This is a genomic window from Erwinia sp. PsM31 (assembly GCF_030433775.1).
GTDB classification, from domain to species: domain Bacteria; phylum Pseudomonadota; class Gammaproteobacteria; order Enterobacterales; family Enterobacteriaceae; genus Erwinia; species Erwinia aeris.
The window spans coordinates 130,505-150,708 of sequence record NZ_JARUWZ010000011.1; the positions used below are offsets into that span (position 1 = coordinate 130,505).

At 52.8% G+C, this 20,204-nt stretch carries 25 protein-coding genes; 3 read left to right on the plus strand and 22 right to left on the minus strand.

What is annotated here, in order from left to right; all coding sequences use genetic code 11:
- Nucleotides 1-66: 66 nt before the first annotated feature.
- The 3 genes from tadA to murQ all read right to left on the minus strand — a co-directional run bounded on the left by tadA (nucleotide 67) and on the right by murQ (nucleotide 2,280).
- Nucleotides 67-579, minus strand: a complete 513-nt coding sequence (gene tadA, locus QCD69_RS11250; RefSeq protein ID WP_301252051.1) for a tRNA adenosine(34) deaminase TadA — start codon at nucleotides 577-579, stop codon at nucleotides 67-69.
- Between the two features lie 39 nt (nucleotides 580-618).
- A complete protein-coding gene (gene yfhb, locus QCD69_RS11255; RefSeq protein WP_253459257.1) occupies nucleotides 619-1,257 on the minus strand; it encodes a phosphatidylglycerophosphatase C in 639 nt (212 codons plus the stop codon).
- A 120-nt stretch (nucleotides 1,258-1,377) separates the two neighbouring features.
- Nucleotides 1,378-2,280: an N-acetylmuramic acid 6-phosphate etherase gene (gene murQ / locus QCD69_RS11260; RefSeq protein ID WP_301252052.1), complete on the minus strand. Its 903-nt coding sequence runs from the start codon at nucleotides 2,278-2,280 to the stop codon at nucleotides 1,378-1,380.
- A gap of 159 nt (nucleotides 2,281-2,439) precedes the next feature.
- On the opposite strand from murQ, the gene QCD69_RS11265 reads away from it, so the two are divergent.
- The 3 genes from QCD69_RS11265 to QCD69_RS11275 all read left to right on the plus strand — a co-directional run bounded on the left by QCD69_RS11265 (nucleotide 2,440) and on the right by QCD69_RS11275 (nucleotide 5,649).
- A complete protein-coding gene (locus QCD69_RS11265) occupies nucleotides 2,440-3,279 on the plus strand; it encodes a MurR/RpiR family transcriptional regulator (RefSeq protein ID WP_301252053.1) in 840 nt (279 codons plus the stop codon).
- Between the two features lie 325 nt (nucleotides 3,280-3,604).
- Complete coding sequence (locus tag QCD69_RS11270) at nucleotides 3,605-4,888, plus strand: O-antigen ligase family protein (protein ID WP_301252057.1); 1,284 nt, start codon at nucleotides 3,605-3,607, stop codon at nucleotides 4,886-4,888.
- Nucleotides 4,885-5,649, plus strand: coding sequence for a glycosyltransferase family 25 protein (locus tag QCD69_RS11275; RefSeq protein ID WP_301252059.1), 765 nt, complete (start codon nucleotides 4,885-4,887; stop codon nucleotides 5,647-5,649). The genes QCD69_RS11270 and QCD69_RS11275 overlap by 4 nt, the downstream gene beginning before the upstream one ends.
- A gap of 286 nt (nucleotides 5,650-5,935) precedes the next feature.
- Here the strand turns inward: QCD69_RS11275 and QCD69_RS11280 are convergent, their stop codons facing one another.
- The 19 genes from QCD69_RS11280 to QCD69_RS11370 all read right to left on the minus strand — a co-directional run bounded on the left by QCD69_RS11280 (nucleotide 5,936) and on the right by QCD69_RS11370 (nucleotide 19,891).
- Entirely contained in the window at nucleotides 5,936-6,484 is a 549-nt protein-coding gene (locus QCD69_RS11280; RefSeq protein WP_301252060.1) for a tail fiber assembly protein, read from the minus strand.
- Nucleotides 6,484-7,455, minus strand: coding sequence for a hypothetical protein (locus QCD69_RS11285; protein ID WP_301252062.1), 972 nt, complete (start codon nucleotides 7,453-7,455; stop codon nucleotides 6,484-6,486). Before QCD69_RS11285 ends, QCD69_RS11280 begins: the two co-directional genes overlap by 1 nt.
- 2 nt (nucleotides 7,456-7,457) lie before the next feature.
- Entirely contained in the window at nucleotides 7,458-8,027 is a 570-nt protein-coding gene (locus tag QCD69_RS11290; RefSeq protein WP_301252063.1) for a DUF2612 domain-containing protein, read from the minus strand.
- The gene (locus QCD69_RS11295; protein WP_253459239.1) at nucleotides 8,024-9,226 is read right to left on the minus strand and encodes a baseplate J/gp47 family protein; all 1,203 of its coding nucleotides are present in this window, start codon (nucleotides 9,224-9,226) and stop codon (nucleotides 8,024-8,026) included. The genes QCD69_RS11290 and QCD69_RS11295 overlap by 4 nt, the downstream gene beginning before the upstream one ends.
- Nucleotides 9,226-9,579, minus strand: coding sequence for a hypothetical protein (locus QCD69_RS11300; protein ID WP_301252064.1), 354 nt, complete (start codon nucleotides 9,577-9,579; stop codon nucleotides 9,226-9,228). The genes QCD69_RS11295 and QCD69_RS11300 overlap by 1 nt, the downstream gene beginning before the upstream one ends.
- Nucleotides 9,576-10,232 (minus strand): Gp138 family membrane-puncturing spike protein, encoded by a 657-nt coding sequence (locus tag QCD69_RS11305; RefSeq protein WP_301252065.1) that lies wholly within the window; start codon nucleotides 10,230-10,232, stop codon nucleotides 9,576-9,578. Before QCD69_RS11305 ends, QCD69_RS11300 begins: the two co-directional genes overlap by 4 nt.
- Before the next feature lie 39 nt (nucleotides 10,233-10,271).
- Nucleotides 10,272-11,369: a hypothetical protein gene (locus QCD69_RS11310; RefSeq protein WP_301252066.1), complete on the minus strand. Its 1,098-nt coding sequence runs from the start codon at nucleotides 11,367-11,369 to the stop codon at nucleotides 10,272-10,274.
- Nucleotides 11,366-11,674 carry a phage baseplate plug family protein gene (locus QCD69_RS11315; protein WP_301252067.1) on the minus strand — a complete coding sequence of 103 codons (309 nt, stop codon included), beginning with the start codon at nucleotides 11,672-11,674 and terminating at the stop codon, nucleotides 11,366-11,368. Before QCD69_RS11315 ends, QCD69_RS11310 begins: the two co-directional genes overlap by 4 nt.
- Nucleotides 11,674-12,240 (minus strand): phage baseplate protein, encoded by a 567-nt coding sequence (locus QCD69_RS11320; RefSeq protein ID WP_301252069.1) that lies wholly within the window; start codon nucleotides 12,238-12,240, stop codon nucleotides 11,674-11,676. Before QCD69_RS11320 ends, QCD69_RS11315 begins: the two co-directional genes overlap by 1 nt.
- Nucleotides 12,237-13,883: a hypothetical protein gene (locus QCD69_RS11325; RefSeq protein ID WP_301252071.1), complete on the minus strand. Its 1,647-nt coding sequence runs from the start codon at nucleotides 13,881-13,883 to the stop codon at nucleotides 12,237-12,239. Before QCD69_RS11325 ends, QCD69_RS11320 begins: the two co-directional genes overlap by 4 nt.
- Complete coding sequence (locus QCD69_RS11330; RefSeq protein ID WP_125289489.1) at nucleotides 13,873-14,025, minus strand: DUF6889 family protein; 153 nt, start codon at nucleotides 14,023-14,025, stop codon at nucleotides 13,873-13,875. The genes QCD69_RS11325 and QCD69_RS11330 overlap by 11 nt, the downstream gene beginning before the upstream one ends.
- A 35-nt stretch (nucleotides 14,026-14,060) precedes the next feature.
- Entirely contained in the window at nucleotides 14,061-14,486 is a 426-nt protein-coding gene (locus tag QCD69_RS11335; protein ID WP_125289488.1) for a phage tail assembly chaperone, read from the minus strand.
- Nucleotides 14,487-14,489: 3 nt separating this feature from the next.
- Nucleotides 14,490-14,930, minus strand: a complete 441-nt coding sequence (locus QCD69_RS11340) for a phage structural protein (RefSeq protein WP_125289487.1) — start codon at nucleotides 14,928-14,930, stop codon at nucleotides 14,490-14,492.
- Between the two features lie 10 nt (nucleotides 14,931-14,940).
- Complete coding sequence (locus QCD69_RS11345; protein WP_301252073.1) at nucleotides 14,941-16,092, minus strand: DUF3383 family protein; 1,152 nt, start codon at nucleotides 16,090-16,092, stop codon at nucleotides 14,941-14,943.
- A gap of 3 nt (nucleotides 16,093-16,095) precedes the next feature.
- Nucleotides 16,096-16,641, minus strand: coding sequence for a phage neck terminator protein (locus QCD69_RS11350; RefSeq protein ID WP_301252074.1), 546 nt, complete (start codon nucleotides 16,639-16,641; stop codon nucleotides 16,096-16,098).
- A 94-nt stretch (nucleotides 16,642-16,735) separates the two neighbouring features.
- The gene (locus QCD69_RS22970) at nucleotides 16,736-17,173 is read right to left on the minus strand and encodes a lysis protein (protein ID WP_436830343.1); all 438 of its coding nucleotides are present in this window, start codon (nucleotides 17,171-17,173) and stop codon (nucleotides 16,736-16,738) included.
- A gap of 29 nt (nucleotides 17,174-17,202) precedes the next feature.
- Nucleotides 17,203-19,023: an amylovoran biosynthesis protein AmsF gene (locus QCD69_RS11360; RefSeq protein ID WP_301252076.1), complete on the minus strand. Its 1,821-nt coding sequence runs from the start codon at nucleotides 19,021-19,023 to the stop codon at nucleotides 17,203-17,205.
- Nucleotides 19,024-19,116: 93 nt separating this feature from the next.
- Nucleotides 19,117-19,557 carry a lysozyme gene (locus QCD69_RS11365; RefSeq protein WP_301252078.1) on the minus strand — a complete coding sequence of 147 codons (441 nt, stop codon included), beginning with the start codon at nucleotides 19,555-19,557 and terminating at the stop codon, nucleotides 19,117-19,119.
- Nucleotides 19,541-19,891, minus strand: a complete 351-nt coding sequence (locus QCD69_RS11370; RefSeq protein WP_125289483.1) for a phage holin, lambda family — start codon at nucleotides 19,889-19,891, stop codon at nucleotides 19,541-19,543. Before QCD69_RS11370 ends, QCD69_RS11365 begins: the two co-directional genes overlap by 17 nt.
- Between the last annotated feature and the right edge of the window lie 313 nt (nucleotides 19,892-20,204).

The following is a 20,204-nucleotide window of genomic DNA, read 5'->3' on the forward strand; positions in this document are numbered from 1 at the left end:
GTCTTTAAGCCAGGCCACGTTCTCTGCTCTTTTCTGTAAAAGGGCGCTGTTATCCAGCGCCCTTGTTTATTCTCCTTTCAGCAGCTCCGCGCGCAGCCTGTCGCGCAGCGCCTTTTTCTCCGCCCGACGATGGCGGAAGAAATCGCTTAGCATAGCCGCGCACTCTGCCGCCAGCACGCCCTGCTCCACGCTGACCTGATGATTCATGCCCGCATGGCCTAAGATATCCAGCAACGACCCCGCCGCGCCGGTTTTCTCATCCCGCGCGCCAAACACCAGCCGCCCCACTCTGCCGTGCACCATCGCGCCCGCACACATCACGCACGGCTCCAGCGTTACGTACAGCGTGGTGTCCAGCAACCGATAGTTTTCCAGCACCTTGCCGCCCTGCCGCAGCGCCATAATCTCCGCATGCGCGGTCGGATCGTGATAGCCGATAGGCCGGTTCCAGCCTTCGCCGATAACGGTATCGCCCTGCACCAGCACGGCGCCGACGGGCACTTCGCCTTCTTCCCAGGCACGGCGCGCCAGCGTTAAAGCATGGCGCATCCATTTTTCATCAATTTGGGTATCGCTCACCTGAGCCTCCAGCAAAAAATCGCGGGGCAGTATACCCGTTTACTCCAGCTGTTGCAGTTCGCCCTGCGGCGTCACCCGCCAGCGATGCTGGCAGAAGAAAAGCAGCGGGTTATCCTGCTTGCTGTCGCTGTAGCCGCTGTAAAGCTGTAAAGGCGTGCCGATACGTTTTTCCAGCTGCGCCACCTTTTCATGTCCCAGGCAGCGCATTGTCAGCACTCGTCCACCGTAGCCGCGTGACATCTGGCTGGCGATCGTTTTTACCTTCGGCAGAAAAGCGGAGTCAAAATAGACCAGATCCACCAGCGACTGCGGCGAGCCGGTAATCAGCCAGACATCAGCGTCAGCGCTGTTCAGGTAGTCGGTCAGCCGCTGCTGCACCACCGGGAAAGCGGTGACCCGTTGCCGAAACCACTGCGCAAAGGCTTTTTCGCGCACCAGCAGCTTCTTTTCGCTGTGGCCGAACGTAATCGCCCACAGCAGCAGACTCATCGGCCAGCGCGAAGCGCGCCCCTTGAGAAGCAGGCCGGCGCCGATCACGGGCAGCAAAGGCGCCACCAGCAACAGGTTGAGCGGCTGACGCCATAGCAAATAGCGCATAAAAGTGCCGAACATATCCTGCTGATGCAGCGTGCCGTCGAGATCGAAAAATACCACACGTCGTTCCTGACCAGTTATCAAACCTTTCTCCTCGGGGAAAACCCACAAACCAGACGCGTTTCGCGCCGTCATAACGCTGTTAATAATAGTGGACGCTGAGACAGCAATGTCAAAACTGCGCGCGGTGCGGGTAAATCCGCTTCAGCGCATACTCGCCTGTAATGCCGCGCGTAAGAAGCCGCCGTGTTCGGCAAGCAGCGTAGCGGCTTTTGTTGCGTCAAGGCCGCTCAACACCATCAGGATAGCGGTTTTTACTTCATATGCCGTTTGCCGAAGCGCCCGTTCCGCCTCTTCCCGCTCGCAGCCCGTCGCCTGGCAAACCATCCGGCAGGCGCGATCGACCAGTTTGACGTTGGTCGCCTGCATATCCACCATCAGGTTCTGATAGACCTTGCCGATTTTTACCATCGCGCCGGTGGAGATCATATTCAGCACCAGCTTCTGCGCCGTTCCCGATTTTAGCCGCGTCGATCCGGTGAGCGTCTCTGGCCCCACGACCGGCGAAATGGCGATGGCCGCTTCATGCGCGATGGGCGAGTCCGGGTTACAGGAGATCGCTGCGGTGCGGCAGCCGGACTGGCGGGCGAAACGCAATGCACCAATGACATAAGGCGTGCGTCCGGAAGCAGCCAGGCCGACCACCATATCCTGCGGCGTCAGCTTCAGCGCCTGCAAATCGCTGACGCCCAGCTGTTCATCATCCTCGGCGCCTTCGACCGCTTTCAGCAGCGCGCCTGGCCCGCCCGCGATTACCCCTACCACCAGCCCATGCGGCACGCCGAAGGTCGGTGGACATTCGGAAGCGTCCAGCACGCCGAGCCGCCCGCTGGTACCCGCGCCCATATAGATAAGCCTGCCGCCTTCCTGTAACGAAGCGGCTGCCGCGTCTACCGCCTGCGCCACCTGCGGCAGCGTCCTGCGCACCGCTGCTGCAACGGTGGCGTCCTGATCGTTAAATTTCGTCACCATCTCCAGCGTGGAGAGACTGTCGAGGTCCATCGTGTCTGCATTACGTGTTTCTGAAATCAGTGCGCCAAGATCCATGCTATCCTCACAAATGAATTTTTAATTCTGTATTCGGCTTAATTGCTGAATATTATATTCATAACCGTTTTCCGAAGGGTCTTTTTTACTAAGCTGGCCGCCTTTTATAAGGGTAGCTGACGTGCTGAAGCGTGTTCAGACCGTTTTAAGGAGGAGCCGATGAGCTCACTATTACGTATCCGCCAACTCTATCCCACGCTGGCGCTGAACGAGCGACGCCTCGCTGACTTTTTACTGTCGCAGCCGGATAAGGCGCGGCATCTTAGTTCGCAAAAGCTGGCGGAAGAAGCGGGCGTCAGCCAGTCCAGCGTGGTGAAGTTTGCGCAGAAGCTGGGCTACAAGGGATTTCCGGCACTGAAGCTGGCGCTGAGCGAATCGCTGGCGAAAAAAGACGCTATTACCGTGCATAACCTGATCTTAAGCGACGATCCGTTAAAAGTCGTGGGCGAGAAGCTGCTGGCAGAAAAACAGTCCGCTATCCGCGCCACGCTGGATATCAACAGCGAGGAAAAGCTAACGGAAACGTTGCAGCTGTTAAAGGAAGCGAATCGCATTGTGCTGGTAGGTATCGGCGCGTCGGGGCTGGTGGCGAAAGATTTTTCGTGGAAGCTGATGAAGATTGGTATTCACGCCGTGGCCGAGCAGGATATGCATGCGCTATTGGCCAGCGTGCAGGCGTTAAATCCGGGCGATGTGCTGCTGGCAATTTCCTATACCGGCGAACGCCGCGAAATCAACCTTGCCGCTCAGGAAGCGCGGCGTGCCGGGGCCAGCGTGCTGGCCTTCACCGGCTTTACGCCGAACACGCTGCAACAGTGCGCCACGCATTGCCTTTATACGGTGGCCGAAGAGCAAACCACCAGCAGCGCGGCAATCTCTTCGACCTCCGCCCAGCTGACGCTGACCGACCTGCTGTTTATGGCGCTGGTGCAGCACGATCCCGAACGCGCTTCCAGCCATATCCGCCACAGCGAGGCGCTGGTGAAGAAGCTGGTTTGAGGCTCGCGCCAGCGGTAAAACAAGATAGTACTGTCTGGATGGTTCAAATGCGCAACCAGGGGATTTATCATTTCTTTCAAACAGATAGATAAGACCCTGCACTTACCTTTAAGCGGGCTGTTTTGATTTTTCTTTATAGATCAGTTATAAACGAAGGCTAATTTTCTCAGTCGGCAGTACTAAAATTACTCCCCTGAAGGCAGGCGCAATGATTATCCATAAAGGAAATGGCGGCAGTATCCCCAGCAAATGTTATCAGGTATTTATTCAGTTAACGTTCATTCGTAACGGTTTATCTTCCCTTGTGCCAAGGACTCTATTCTAAATGAGCGAATTACTTTCCTCCCGGAAATACACAAGAAATGAGCAAGTCACCAGGGTAATATTTTTTGGTTCTCTGGCATTACTCTTATTGATACTGCCTTTCGGATTTATTCATGAAAAGGCCAGCAGAGTTTCATTCTATCTTTGTAGCTATCTTTGCGCCGCTGGCATTTTACTGAACTTTAAAGATATCCGCTCAACGCTTTTTAATTCCAAAATAATCCTTCCCGGTCTGCTATTGGCAATCATGTTTACAGTATGGTCACTGTTCGCATCGTATAACAAAATTCCAGGAGTGGATAACGGCCTCTTATTCACCCCGGCTAAACGCTGGTTTTTAGCTACGCTTATCGCTTTGTTTACCCTGTGGGGCGTAAAAAAAGAGCTGATCAGTAAGACGCTACTTTATAAATTAACGTGGGTTTCGTTATCTTTTGCCTTTATCCTTTCCAGCGTTTACGGCATCTGGCAGCATATAAACGGCGTCGACAGGATCGTTCTTGGTATAAACCGCGCTACGCTTACCGCCTATGCTTATAGCGCGCTGGCGTTGGCTATGATGACCATGCTTAATCAAATAAATTCGCTATCCGTCAGGTTTACCGCCATCATCCTTACCTGCCTGCTCTCTATATATATCATTCTACTGACTGAAACCCGTTCTGCCATGTTTATCCATACGCTTCTGTCAGTGGCGATTATGATTAGTGCGCTCTGGCGCGGTAAACTCATCAAACCTTTACCGGTGATAGCCATCGTTATAGCTTTTGCGGCCATCGCTACCTTTGGTAAGAGCATCATCTATTCACGCGTTGATACCACTCAGCAGGAAATAACACGATTCAGTCAGGGTGATGACCACACATCCCTGGGATCTCGTTTTACCCTGTGGCAATCGGGCCTTGTGGCTATTCAGGAAAATCTGCTGGGTCAAACCCAGGTCACCAGAAACACTATAATACGCAACTGGATCACCACAAACCATCCTGATTCATTTGCGCTGGAATATATTGATGTTCACTTGCACAATGAATTCCTACAGTACACCTCGCTATTTGGCGTTTTTGGCTTCCTTATCCTTTTATTCTTTTTTATAAAATTGATTTTTGATAATGGTACAGCAGGTATCTTTAGTAACCCTGTCTCGATTATGGCAATCTCTGCGTTGCTGTATGGCATGACAGATGTGCTGTTGACCTCTATAGAGTATATAGTACTGCTCAGCACACTGATTTTGTTGGCCAGCCTCAACAGCAATAAAAAAGTAATAGCGGATAAAAGATGAGTAATATAGCCATTTTCGTGATCAATTTGCCTGTCTCTACAGACAGGTTACAATCTATGCAGAGACAGCTGGCTGCTATAGGTAAAGAATTTTTTACTATTAAAGCTGTCGACGGTTCGAAAATAGCCGATGACGAGTTCTTCTTCTATAAAAGAGAGGTGAGCTACGCCATCACTAAAGGGGAAGTAGGCTGCGCAATGAGCCATTTGAAGGCTTATAAGCAGCTGGTGGACTCTGACTATGATCTAGCCTTAATTCTGGAAGATGATGTCACCGTTCCCGCCGATATTGGGAAACATTTGGAGAGTATCGCTAAAAATAACAGTGACAGGCATAGTACCGTCACTCTGCTTTCTGATATTAACCAATATCAGAACAAGCAGCTTTATTCTACAGATAATACGCATCATGTTCATAAAGTACTTAATGCAGCCTTCTCGCACGGCTATGTGATCAATAAACCGGCGGCAAAAAAGATGCTGGCCAACCTCTTTCCAGTCTGGTGCGTCGCAGATCAATGGACAACGTTTCAAGAGTTTGGGTTAATTGATCTTCACGGGGTAGTGCCATCATTGATAAATACCTATGAACCGTTGGAAAAAGTAACAACCATTGGGGACAGAAGCTCAGAATTGGTAAGGAAGGAGAAAAAAATAATATGGCGAAGAATAAGGAATTCACGCCCTGTAATGTTAAAGATCAAGAAAAGTTTGTGGCTGGCTTTTGTCAGGCCGTTTATTTCTATTAAGAAAAAAAATTAACTATGAAATCACACTTGGGGTAGTGAGCAGACCACTACCCTAGTGTGCCATGTACCTTTAAAAAATATATTCCCAGGATATCCTCAGAATCACAAGGCCCTTGAAATTATTTTAGAATGATATTCACTATTATAATTTAAAAACAAATGGTTATTTCTATAAATATATTTTTAACTACATCAAAAATTGTAATATAGCGCATTATATAAATACAATTTGCCACTCCAGCCGAATGCACTTAATAAAAAAATACCCAACAAATTAATTTTAAATCACATGATCGTCTTTAGCGATTTGGAGCTGTAGGCCATATAATATCTTGCGCAACGTTAACATCGATTCTACTCACCAGAACCCGAAACGCCTTCCACTTAGCGAGCATCTTTTCTTCAGCATCGGTTACAATACCAAGTGATTCAGCGTCCCGAATAATCTCAATATTCTCATTTGCCTCTCTGAGAAAGTCTGCCTTTTGAATAGTTGCTTTTTCCACATAATCTACCGGAGAAGATATAATGCTTCCATTATCAACCATCCAATTACCAAGCCTGTCAAAACCTTTGGGAAGCTCGGTGCTATTCATCTCAATAACGCTTAAATCATCAGGAACTATTGCCGAAGCATCCTGGTTAAAGTCCCTGACCACACCTTTTTTATCGTAAGCTATTTTGATCGTATCCTTTTCAAAAGAAGACAAACTGTCATACCAGTCCCGACCAGTTTCATCCTGATAAAAAACAATCGAAACATTATTTACATTGATGAAATGAAAAATATCGCTATTGTTTTCATTCTGAACGGGAAAGTATTTAATAAAATTCTTCAAGTGTAACATCAGGCAACTCCTACATTATACCAATTTCCATTTATTAAAATTTGCGGGTAACGGTAGTTTACAGCGGTATAGTTTGTTTTCTGTTGCACGCCTACCACTACCGTACCATCAGGGGCATTTGCAAACGTATTATCATTATTGTTATTAGTTGCACTGCCCCAGCCAGCAAGTCTGAATGAAGACACCCTTGAATTAAGCTGACCGCTTGCCCAATCATATAGCCACCCTCCCCATCGAGATCCATAAACATTACCATCCGATGCCAGCTGCGAGGCGCCGTTTCCGGCATAGACACTGCTCATAGACAATATGTCCTGAGCAGATGAAATCCTACCGTTTGCTGAAAAATTACGCTCTGTACGTAGATCGCCAGAGGCATAGTTAACAGCAAATGGCCTTAAATTATTCCATCCACCTCGGGGATCGCCATCTTTTGTCAGCATCAGATAGTAATTTTCACCATCAAATCGCCAAAAAACGCCTTTGTTATTAGAAATAATCCGATAATTATCTACTGCGTTCGACCAAACTTCGCCTTTTATCTCACCACCAGTAACAGGAAACGCCCCTACTTCTGCCGCGCTAAGCCCGTTTTTTAACGCCAGGCTACCCAAACCAAGATTGCCGCGCGCCTGCGCTACGTTATTTACATCCGCAAGGTTTTTGCCGCTTTGCAAATAACGGTTATCCAGCTGAGAAGTGGAATTATTTAACAGCGCTTTCAGTAAAGTTGCCTGCAATGCCGCTGTGTCACCATCGTCCAGCACATCATTACCGGATTTATCTGCCATAAAGCTGGCTACGACGGAAGCAATCGTCGAGGCCTGTCGCCAGACCTTATTCAGCTGTTCGCTTCTGGCGATGCCGGTTTGAAAGCCGTTTGCCGTAGCATCCAGCGCTTCGTAATCCGCCTGTGACAGCACGTTTGCGCTTTCGCCCGTAGCAAAAGGTTTAAAGTCATTTTTTGCCATCGTTATTCTCCATTAATTTCATAATTTACCGTGACGCCAGCGGGCTTGATCGCCAGATAGCCCTGCTTAATAATTTCTTTGGTAATGGTGGACAGGTTTTTTGCCGTCACATATACCGTTACGGTCATATCCTGATTATCGGTAAAGGTGATATTGATATCCTGCTTCGTATAGATTTCTTGCAGAATTGCGGGCAACGTGTCGGCCGTGCCGTCCCACTTATTGGCGCCGATTTTAGCGCGCAGCATCGTGCGATAATCCTCATCATCCACTTTGATAATGCCCGAATCGGGTTCATACCTGTCTTTCCAGCTGCCAAGGTCGAAGCCCAGCGAGGCCTTATCAAAGGTAAAAAAGTAATCTTCAATCGGTGCGTTAATACTTCTGGCTCGCCCGATCCACTCGCCTAAAATATCAAGCTGCGCGCCGGTAGCGTTGTCTATATCTAACGCCGCTACGATTTCGCTAAAGAGATCGATAATTTCTTTTTGCGGCCGCGTGGTTAAATCAATGTGCTCAACGTATTTCGCTTTTCCGCGATGGTAGTTGGTGATCAGATCGGTATAGTTCATGCGGTCACCGATATCGTAATATTATCTGCCTCGCAGCTGGCAAATTCGTTATAGCCGATAGCGATATTGCCTGAGGAAAGCGCGGCTTCGCTTTTTCCTGCCAGCAGGCTCAGGATGTCGTAGTACTGGCTGTCCGTACTGTCCTGTCCTGTCGTCAGGTTAGCGGGCGAATAAAGACGGCTGAGCAGAACGCTATTGCCGATCCCCAGACTATTGATATAGGCCGCCAGCGCCTTTTTAATTTTCTCCGCGATGGGGCTGGTGTAGCCCGTCAGCGCTTTCAGCTCCAGCGACAGATAAACCGGCACCGGCACCGGCCGCGAAAAGCGGATCGCCTGCGGCGTGCCATAGCTGTCGGCAAGCGTTATGGTGGTATTGCCAAACGTGCCTACGCCCAGCGATTTCTTTTTGCGAATAACGTCGGCGATCGTATTTGCGTCACCACCCTGCACCACTGCCGAAATAGTATGGCCGGGCAGCCCATTCGCATCCTTATCATCGCTGTCGTTCTGGTAAAGCTTATGCCCGACGACGCCTGCGATATTTGAAATTGCGCCGTCCAGCGCGTCAAAAGTGGTCAGCGCCGTCAATGAAACGCTTTGCGCCTGGCGCAGCCGCAGTTCCGCGTCCGTTTCGGCAACGCTTCCCGTGGCCGCCGCGTTCAGGTTGGTCACCGTCTGCCAGCCGCGCGTCGGCGTGTTGATTTGGTTAACGGAACCACTTACCGCCGCTATCGGCCCGGTTTCCGCGCAGGTGGCCGTCACGGTGACCAATCCCGTGGTGGCAATCGTTACGCTTGCGGGCAGGTTCCAGATAACGTTATTACTGTCCCTGACCGAGCCGTTAACAATGGTGGTGCCCGGCGTGCCGCTCAGCTGTAAATCCACCGTTGAGTTGGTCGCGGGTTTACGCACGATACCGTTGATTTTTACATTGCGCGTCAGCGCGTCGCCCACCGCGGTGGACGGCGAAAACGAGTTGTAGCAGGTTATCGCCATATTATTGGCATCGTGGATAGCCAGCGCCATAATCGCTATCATCTGGCCGTCTTTGCTGTCCGGTTCCAGATAGGCGTCGGTGCCATAAATTTGTCGGAAATAGTCGGTCAGCGCGCTGAGGATTGTCTGGTAATCAGGCGCGCCGATCCCCTGGGCCGTTATCGTTGCCGATAACCCCAGCCTGTCTGTCTTAAGAGCCATTATGCCTCGCTTGTTACTGTCGTCGTGCCGTACAGCGTTTCCACGGTTACCGTGAAAATTGCCCGGCGGGATAAAGAGTCGAACGTGGTATTGAAAGAGAGAATGGACTTAACGCCCTGGGTGGCAAGGATGCGCTGGCGCAGAACCATTTCCGCCGTCGCGCTGTGCTGCTTGCCGGTCAGCGATTGCAGCCAGGGCGTGCCTTCCGTGGTATCCAGAAACCATTGCCCATACCATAATTGCAGCCGCGTTTTAATCGCCTGTGCCACGCACGCCGGCGAGTTAACCAGGAAAGCGCTGTCCCCTTTGCCAAAGGCGTAATCGCCGTCCTGCTCTTCTCTGCGATATCTCATTGCGGTCCCCTTGTGTAGCTGCTGCCGCTCTGGATGCCGCCATGAACGTGATCGATCTGGCTGATGCCGCCAGCGGTCTGATCGCCGGTCGAGGTAATATCGCCATTGACGTGCAGATTGCCGTTAAGCGTTAGCCGCGTAGTGGTGATATTGACCTCGCCGCTCTGTTTCAGCTCGATAAAGGCCTGGCCTTCATCCGTACGGATTTGCAAAGCCTCCGTGCTGATAGCGCTGATTTTTTCCTTCTGGGACTGCGGCCCGACCAGCGCGAAAGCGTCGGACAGATCGTGCTGACGCGGATCGACCGGTTCCTGCACGTCGCCGTTTTGCCACCAGAAGTCGATGCAGCGATCGCTGAAGATCACCAGGCATTCATCGCCCTTTTTAACGGGAAAGGTGATGGTACAGCCGCCGCCGCGGGGAAAAATCACGGGAACGTCGACCAGCAAAGGCAGCGCCTGAGAAACCGGCTGGCCGCTGGCATTGCGCACGCTGCCCTTAATGGCCGGCTGCACCACGCAGGTTACGGTGCCGGGATCGAAGGATTGAATAATGCCGGGTAAGGCTACGCGTAGCGTTGTGGACACCATGTCCGCTAAAGCCCGATACGCCTGAGCTTCCCCGCCAATCACTGACTGGATAGAAACGGGCATAAAAACTCCAAAAAAAACCGCCTCAGGCGGATGGTTAGATTAGTGCGGCGCGGCGGGCGCCTTAAGCGCGGTCTGTTTGTCCCGCACAACGCAGGTCAGGGTCATATACCATTTGCTATTGCGGGTATGGCCCTCATAAGTGATGCCTTTAATGATATAGACGCCATCGGCCGCGATATCGGCAGGCGGCTGCGCTTTCTTTTGCTCGCCCTGCGGCTGCGCTTTGTTCCCTTTTGCCGCCGCCTCTCTTTCTTCGGCGGCCGCGCGGTTGACCGATTCCATGGCATTACGCATGCTGTTAAGCGCAGCCTGATTGATATGCACCAGACCATGCAGACGAAGCGTTGGGTCGATCAGGCATTTGATGTTGACCCCTTCCGTGCTCAATTCGGGCGAGCCGATCATGCCGGTCTGGCTGTTCAGCACCACAATGCGTTCGAGATAGCTTTCCTCCGGCACCATTTGCAGTTTGCCATCGACAAACTGCCAGGTCGCGCGGCACTGCGCGGCAACGTTATCCATCACCTGGCTGGCCGTTTGATAAAGCACCCGGCCCCTGGGAAAACGCGTGGGCGGCATGGTGCCGGTGGCGCCAGCGGTCACGCCGTAAGGATTAAAGCTGCGCAGGGTTAACCTGTGGATGGCGCTGGTATCGTAACCTGCGGCGACGGTAGTGTTGACCGTTGCCTCCATTGCGGCCTGGTGACCATCGATAGCCTGAATTTTCAATACGCTTTCCGGACTGGCCTGCGTAGATTCTTTGGATGCGATCTTATCAATAAACGCATAGCGGATTTCGCCGCTAAAGATTTCGCCGTAATTTGGGCCTCCTGATTTAACCGGCGGGTTTTCGATCGCTTTTCCCACCATATAGTCAGGTATAACCGGCTCCTCTTCGTTCTTATCCGGCAGGACTCCCGTATAGCCTGCGATAAGGCGCAGCTTTTTATATTTACCGCTCACGATCGCGTTGCGGGTTTCCGCACTCAGGTTATAAATGCTGATAGTCGCCGTACTGCCGCTGCTTTGCACATGCGTATTAATCACAAATTCGACGCTAAGATCGCCCAGAATAATCGACGCTTTACTGGCATCTTCCAGCAGCAGTTCACAGTAGCGCATCCAGTTAACGCTCATGCCGCCTCCGTGATAATACAAAGATGCGCGGTGTAACCGAGATCGTACTGACCCGGCGCGGTATTGCCGCTGCTGTCGGAAAACAGCCACAGGCCAAAGCCCAGCTGCAGATAAGCATACTGCGCCACCAGGTCGGCACCGGTCACCAGTGGAATGCCCGCGATAATATCCCCGCCGTCGCTGTTTTGCAGATCGAGAAACCAGCCGCTCTCCCGCCAGATAATGCGCATTTTATAATCGCTATTATTGATAGAAATATCGAACTGCTGATTATCGGGCGTCAGCGGAATTTCGGTAATAGTCATCAGCTGCTCCCCGTCGTGAGAACCACATTCGCCGGGCCGGGCCTGGCGACTTTCTTACCGTTATTCTGCACGGCAGAGGTTTTTGCGCCCTGCGCCATATTCTCCTTTTCCGCGCTGCTGAGCGTTCGCGTCTGCGTAATCATCAGCTCGGTCAGGCCTAACGAGGCGAACAGCACGTGTTCCGTAGAGGCATCCGTTGTCACGGAAATCGAGGTAATCAGCATGTTGTTGTACAGCCGCTTGCCGGTCACCACGGTCAGCGGCTGCCTGTTGGTCATCAGCTCCCGCAAATTCTGGTAGCTTTCTGCCGGGCTTAACGATGCCTGGATACCGAATTGTGTTGTATCCATAAAGTCCACCAGCGAACCGCCGCCGGAAAAGCCTACCTCCATAGTCAGCTCCGCAGGCGAGAGGTAAGCATGATCGGCGATGGTGGCGCCCGCTTCGACAGGATGCGTGGTAACGTTCAGTTTGTCGGTGTGGCCCTCTTTCATCACCACATTAGGAATAAGCAAACCGATTTTACGTTTGCTTTGCATTAATAGCGTGGGGAAATCTTTTATCATACCGGCATATTCCTTACGGCCTGGACGAATTGCGAGTTCACATCGAACTGACTGTCCGCCACTCTCTGGGCCGTCAGGTGTGGCTCGCCGCCCTGCACATAAATATTGGTTTCCTGCTGGATGCCCACGGTGCTGTCCGCCCGACTCTGCGCTATTTCACTTTGCCAGGGTAAACGGCCGCCCATGCTGAAAGGCAGCGCGCCTGTCAGATTGTCATTGGCAGACCACGTCATCACGTTCGCCAGCATCCGGGCCTGCTGCGGGTTCAACGGGCTGTTTGGATCCGCTAAACCCGGCAATGAGATGTCCGACACGGCGGCCTGTGTCTCTCCGGCCATTTTTTTCACAAAGCGCCAGATTGGACTGTTGGCCAGCTTATTAGTGATATCGGTAAAGAAGTTATCGAAATAGTTCTTCACCTTATCCACGGCGGCGGTCATGCCCGCCGACCAGTTACCCGTCACAAAATCGGTAATAGCCTGTAGCCCGCCCTTCCAGTCAAGCGTGCCTGCCGTAAGCTGGCCGAATTTCTCCAGCAGCCAGTCCAGCGCCTTTTTGGCCGCGTTGATGCCTGGCGCCCACTGATCCCAGTCAATCAGGGTTTTTCCGCCCTCCTGCCAGGTTTTATAGCTGTCGTAAAGCGTGAAAAGCAGCGCTACCAGCGCCACGACTATTCCTATGGGCGAGAGTAAAAAAGCGCTGTTCAGCGCCAGCCAGGCCGCCGTCATTACGCCAAGCGTGACGATCAGCTCCTGCGAACTGCTATCCAGCGAGTCCCACCAGCCGCTTAAATCGGCCACCGCCTGGATCAGACGCAGCATGACCCTTTCCCCCACTTCAGCAAGCAGCAGCAGCAGGCTTACCGCGCCATCAAGCACGCGCTCGACGTCAGGCGCGTTGTCGGTCAGCTTCTTCGTAAAGTTATCGAAGATCTCCCCAAGTCCGTTGTTCAGCCGGCTGCTGCTGTTGGTTTGCAGCAGTTCGACAACCTCATCAAACTTGCGCCTGGCCGTCATAAAGTGGTCGGCGCCGGAGACGGCCTGCGTCATATTGACGCCGAGAGAGTCGGAAAGCTGGTTATAGTCGCCGATAAATTTCCCCAGCCCTCTTTGCATGGCGGCCAGGATATCGGGCGCAAGTCCCAGACTATTGGCGGTCGCCAGCGCCTGCTCTTCCGGCATAGCGCCAAGCCTGCTGCTGGCCTCGCTGAAGAGTTCGCTGTCCGTTTTTTTCTGGCCGCTGGCGTCGCGCGTTGCCACGCCCAGCTTATTCAGGCGCGCTTCCGCGCCCGGCTTATTAATGAGGGTCTGGAAAGCTTTCGCTATGGCATCGTTGCTGAGGCCGGTCTGCGCCGCGCCGTATTCCAGCGCGTTGAGATCGCCCGCTGGCGTACCGGCATTCTGCGCACGGACGCCAAGCTGCTCCAGACGGCTGGCGAAGCGGTTGATATACTCCACCAGCGCTTTACCCGCCTGCTCTACCGTCTGTTTGATCTTTTGCAGATCGAGCGCCTTTGCCGCCTGTTCGTTGTTTTGCCAGCCCGGCGCCTCAACAAACTGCCTGACTTTTTGCCAGCTGGCGGCCTCCGCCGCCAGCTGTGTATCCAGCACCATCAGAAAATTTTTTGTATTTTCAGCGTTCATTGGCCTGTTTCCATTGCTCAATGCGGTGTTGATTATCCGCTTTCAGATCCAGCCAGTCGTTCAGGCGGGCAATATCCGCCAGATCCACTGAGCCATCCTTGAGCGCGGTGTAGCTGATAAGCCCGGCATCCACCGGGCGCATCAGAAAATCTTCCCCGTCAGGAAGCGTTTCCAGTGTCAGCCCGCTGCCGGGACCTCGCTCCTGCTGACGGGGAGTTCGGGCAAAAAACTGCCCAGCGAATCCTCCACTACCCGCAGCACCAGCTTCAGCATGGTGATCAGATCGAGGTCATCGAACATCAGCACGCCCTGAGAGAAGATCGGCACCCAGCTTTTTGCCTGCTGGCGCGAGACTACTGCCAGGCAGGGATGCAAAATCGCATTGGTGTCTTCCTCGCTCATGTCGGCCAGAGAGTGCGCAATAGCGGGCAGAGCTTTTTCCAGCACCTGGAAATAGTCGCCCTGCGCCGCCGCCGATTTCACCGTGTTAATGTCGGAGAGCAGCCCGGCCAGCAGCGGCAGCAGCTTTCGCGAGACTTTAAGCTGTTGAAAAACGTCCAGCTTAGCGATACGGAACGTGGTTTCGTTGAGTGTGAATTCCATCGATTAATATTCCCCCATCACCACATCGATTTTGATGCAGTCGAAGATCCAGGCGGTGGTGCCGCCCTCTTTGGCGAATTTACGATCGGGCAGCTTCTGGAAGGCCACGCCGCGCGCGGTGATGACTTCACCCGAGGCGCTGTTGCGGATCACGATAATATTTTTCCCCCAGCTGGCAGAGCTTGCGCTCTGCGCGTTATAGGCCAGCGAAAGCTTTTTATTCACCGGCGAGGTTTCCAGCAGGTTAACCGTAATCTGGCCGGACGTGCCCGGCAGCAGGGTATTCATTCCTTCGCCGTCAATCCCCAGCTTCATGCTGTTTTTATTTTCCTTCATGGAAACGGTAATGCCCTCTTCCGAGCTGCCGGAACCGCTTCCCAAATCAAATACCGCGCCCGGGCCAATAAAAGAGGCGGTAACATCCATAAATGAATAGGCAGACATATTTTTTTCCTTAGCGAACAACGTTAATTTGGACATCGGCGTAGTGCACGGCACCGGCCAGTTTGCAGGCAACCTGCATCAGCGGCGCTTTACGCGCTTCGCGATCGGCCTGCGACTGCAGCGCCAGCGGCTGGGCATAGACGTAATAGCCTTTGGTGAGCATGTCGCCGGCAGCCAGCTGGCCAATCTCGCCGCCGTTCCAGACGCCCGGCGCGATCAGCCCGTTGGTCACGGCCTGATCCATCGACGCTTCCACATTGCCCATCAGCCGGGTAATGCCCGCTTCGGTCTGCGGAATTTTGCTGGCAGAGGTGTAGAGCAGGTTATACAGGTTGGTCTGCACGAAGTTTTGCAGCCAGTCCAGCCCGTGGCGCTCATCAAAGAAGTCGCCGTTAGCCATGACGCCCTGTTGCAGAATGGCGCTGTCGTTGGCGAAAAGGACATAGACGTTGGCCCTTTTGCTTTCCAGCGCGGCGGCCTGCCTGGCGTTCAGGGTTTCATAAGCGATGCCCGGCTCCTGCTTAAATTTCAGCGTCAGCGTGGTGTTGCTGCCGTTGAAATTAACGGTAAAGGCACGGGCGAACGCGGAAATCGCGGCAAAGCGGCTGCGGGTGGAATACTGCACAAAGGTGCGCGCATAGCCTGCCGCCTTCAGCCGGGCGGCGACGTCCGTGGTGGAAGTTGCATCCAGCACCGCTGCGCTGCCGGTGGTAACGGCAAAGACACGGCTTTGACCGGCCGATTCGACAGCCGCCGCTACGCCGAGTACATCTTCGTCGCTGATAACGTCGTCTGCGGCGGTGGCCACGGCCAGGCCGTACCAGTTAGCATATTCCAGCGCGGCGTTGACGGCTTCGACCAGCGTTTCTGTCTTACCCTCTTCGTCCGCGGCGAGCGTTTTAGCCCAGCGGCCGATATAAAGCTGCTGCGGCTGCGGCGACTGCGCAAACCAGACGGCTGCCGCCTGGTACTCCGGGGAATCCAGGCCAAAGTCGGCCCCGATATCGGCGGCGGCGGTATAAAGACGCAGGCGTTCCGTCAGGGGGATCACCGTGGCGCTCCCCATAATCAGCATTGAGCCAAAGTTACGACCGGAAGCGGCAACGGGTGACATCAGGACGTCAACATTCACGATGCCGGATAAAGGCAATCCTTGAGGCATATTTTATTCTCCAAAAAATTGAACGGGTGTTTCCACCAGTGAGTAAATTCCGTAGAGACGGAATATTTTACGAACAACATTGACCGTTAATTCATAACGGCGGGTCTGAGCGTTATTAACCGTTTCCAATACGGTGGTAATATCGCTGCAATCGCTGACGCCAAGCGAAAGCTGTTTTAAAGCGGCAAGGTTTTGCGCCAGCGTATTTCCGTCGCGAAAACGAGCGGCATAAAGCTGGGCGGAAGGGCCATAGAAATGCAGTCGGCATTCCATCCGTTCATCCCGCCACAGCTGGACATTGTCCTCCTGTTGGTTAGTCAACACGGGCGTGCCTTCGGCGGCGATTTTCATCACCATAAAAGCGCAGCCGCTTTCGCCGGTCGGCAGCCATGCAGGCGGCGATGCGCCGTCGTCAACCGCCACCCGATCGGCAGCCAGGCCGGTAAGCCCCTGGATCCACGTGCTGAGTTGTTCTTCCAGCGCGGCGTCCCTGGCTGGTTCGTCATTAAGCGGCGTCAGCCAGCCGGCTGTTTTACTGGTATTCGTCACCAGCACACCTCCTGTTAGTTATTGCAATGAAAAGCAAATTGCAGGCAGCAGAAAAGCGGATGAAAAGATTTCATCCGTCGGGATATAACGCTTATTAAGGCTGACACTGCTGGCGAATATAATCCTGTAATCCCGCTATCTGAATGCGGGCCGTCGCTATTCTTTCTCTGAGAGTGAAATAATACCGTTGAGCGGCGTCAGTAAGTCGGGGGCCGGCTGCATCAGCCACGCCGACGGCGCGGGCCGTGGAGGCGCTGTGGCAGCTGGCGGCGAGCTGCAGCCTGCGCTGGCCAGCAGCAACATCATGCTCAAGCTGGCCAGCGTTTTCCCTGGCCTGTTGCAGTTGCGAAACATATTTTTTATCCATAGCGGCCGCGGCGTTAAGCCGTTGCTGTAGCGTATTAACCTGCTCCTGCTGCTGCCGAAGCTGATTACGGGTATCCACATAGTGGGAATGATAAAAAAGCGCGGTTTTTACTGCGGCCAACATAACAACCGACAGAAAAATAAAGATTAGCCATTTAGCGTTCATTCATTTCATCCGTCCTCTCCTTTTATTTATCAGAAATAGGCCAGCTTGCGGTTTACGCCGTTAATTTTAACGGTGATATAGCCTGCAGGCGTTGCGGTCGCCGCCGGCGCTTCCGCTACTGCCGTCGTCAGCGTCGCCAGGCTGCCGTCAAAGCCATAACCGGCAGTGCCGTTATGAAAATTCATCACCGTAGAGAGCGTGACGCGTTTAGTGGTATCCAGATCGGTGACTTCTGAGAAGTCGGCGCTGAACAGCGAGCACTCTCCCGCTTCAAAGCGCGACGGGCCGGTGGTTTTCAGATTGACCATCACGTCGCCGCACTGCGCCTTGAGCTTGATCCAGACTTCGCCGTACAGGCCTTTGCTGTCGCTGGTTCTGACAATGCAGTCAACCACGCCCGAATCCCCTTCATAATGCAGGTTGCCGCCAACGGAGCTGGCGCCGCGATAAAGGTTCAGGTAGGCCTTACCGCAGACGTTGGTCAGCAGCGGCGCATCGGCAGGCTGCGTAACGGTATCCCTTAGCGTTTTGCCGTGCATTTCCAGATGCCAGTGCTGGTTGGCATGAGGGAAAAAGAATTTGCCGACGCGGAACCATTTATCCTCATCCGTCGTGTTGCTGACGCGGTAGCCGGAATACCAGCCGGCCTTCAGGGAACCGGTCATCTCCGAACCGTAGTTTTCATCGCGACGCCAGCCGTATTCAAAGCCTGACAGCCACGGCGTACCGGATCTGCTCAGGTCGACTTTGGCGCCGGACTGAAGGCTGAGGGCGCGCATCGTGGCCCTGGTGTAGTTCAGCTTCAGCGGATTTTCAGAAGACTCGATGCTCAGCGCGTCGATAATCCACTGGCCGTTGCTCAAATCGCCGGGGAAACGCGTGTGTTCAATCCAGACGTTGCGGATCAGTCCCTGGGTGACGCGCGGCATATAAAGCGTGGCGTCGCTGTATCCTTTCTGGAAATTACAGTTCGACAGCTCGACCGCCGTCGAGTGATCCCAGACGCCAATAACAGAATCCGACCACTGGATATCAAACACTCGCGCATAGGTGGTGTTGCTGTAAATCTGATCCAGACGCGTATCCAGCGTATCGAGCAGTTTGAAAGCGGCGCCGCCGATATTCTCAATGCGGCAGCAGGTAATATTGACGAACTCGCCTTCAATCACGGTATTTTCAAAAAAGGGCTGCGTGTTGCTGACCATTTCCGGCGTAATCACGCCCGTATTGGTTTCGGTGTCCGCCGTGGCCTGACCGTCCCAGAATATGCCGCGGATAGCGGTGCGGCGCGCCTTCACTTTAAATACCGTCGCGGCGGACTGGTCGGAAACAATAATGGTGCGCGGTGACACGCCATATTCGCAGTCGTCACCGTACAGGCTGAAATAGTTGATTTCGCCTTCGCCGGTAAGATCGACCGGGTTTACCAGAAATTTCCCGGCCGGGAAGCGAATACCCACGCCGTGGATCGGATTTTTGCTGGTATCGCTAATCGGCGATGAAAAAGCCTGTCCCCATTTATACATATTGATGCAGGCGTCATGGTTGACTTTACCATTGTCCGCATCGAAATTACTGTCGCCGCGCAGACGCTTGCCGCCGAAATGATAGATATTAATATCTTCGACGTTATCAATAATACGCTTCCAGTAATAGCCGCCGCCCGTCGCTACCGCCACGGAGCCGCCATCATCCTTTGATGCTGCTATCGAGGCATCAATAAAGCCGACGAAACGCCCGCCGCCCTGAAAGGTGGAATCTTTATCGTAATAACGTTTCAGCATGGCAATATCGCCAGAGGCGGAAGGTTTGGTGGTGCGCAACTCTGCAAATGAATTAACTTCAATCATCTTGATTTCCTTGGGTTGTTGGTTAGTTATATTTATGGTTATGGCATAGCGAAACGCCACGGTTTTTAGCGAAGCAAATAAAAAAGGACGTTTTTATTTTTTCAGAAAAAGAGCGGCTTCTCTTTTTCTGCGTGGCAGCAGCACGTCAGCTAACTGACCGGCCCTTTTCCATAACAGCATGGCTTCTGCGGCGCCCTCATAATCGCCTTGATTTAATTTCTTTAACAGCGTCGAACTATTAAAAGCGCTGACGCCAATATTGAATACCAGACTACATAAAGCATCGTACTGATTTTGCGTCAGACTGACGCTGACTTTTTCATTAATAAAATGCTCAACATGCGAAATATCCGCAAGCAGCAGCTTATTACTTTGCTCAGGCGTAATGACCATGCCGTCCGCTATCGTTTTACTGGCAACCAGGCCCGTATGCCCGACGCCGATAGTTAATATGCCGCGGCTATCCCGATAGGCCGTAAGTTTTTCACCTTCTTCCTGCTTGATAAAGCTGATACCGTCAGGGCTGATTTCCATCTGGCTCTCCCGTTCTTTTGTTGATCCAGCGCTTTAACTTTTCGCTGATATAGTCATTACCCACGTAGCCAATATAAACGGCAAAAACCTGGGCGGCGGCCTCGGGCATATTCCAGTTCAGCAGCGCGCCAATTACCTGCAGCGTCGGCGCCGCAAAGAAAGCCAGGGCGCTGCACGACACCGCGTCAAGCACACGCTTGCTCCAGGGGGTTCGGGCACAAGCGCTGCGCAGCAGGGAAAACATGGCGGCGATGCCGGCATAGCCCCATTCTGTTTTATGGCTGTAAAGCCAGAGTCCGACACTGGCCCAAAAGCCTGGCTCCTGAGGAAACATGCTTTATATCTGGCCTCCTGTATCATTACGGCGCAGGGAAAGCTTGCTCCCTACATCGTTTTTTGAGATGTATTTTAAAGTTTTTTTGATCGTTTGATTATTTACATGCTGCCAGATTATTGCGGGCTATTCGTTACGAAAACCTTTTGCTTTTTTATTTCTGCCTGCCTGTCACTAATCCATGCTGCTACATTAAGGGGTTTATTTCGTAACGAAAACTATTTTCTTTAATATCTTTTGCAGCCGGTTGTTTATATCCATGATGCTATATTACCGCGGGAAATTCGTTACGAAAACCTTTCCTTTTTCATTT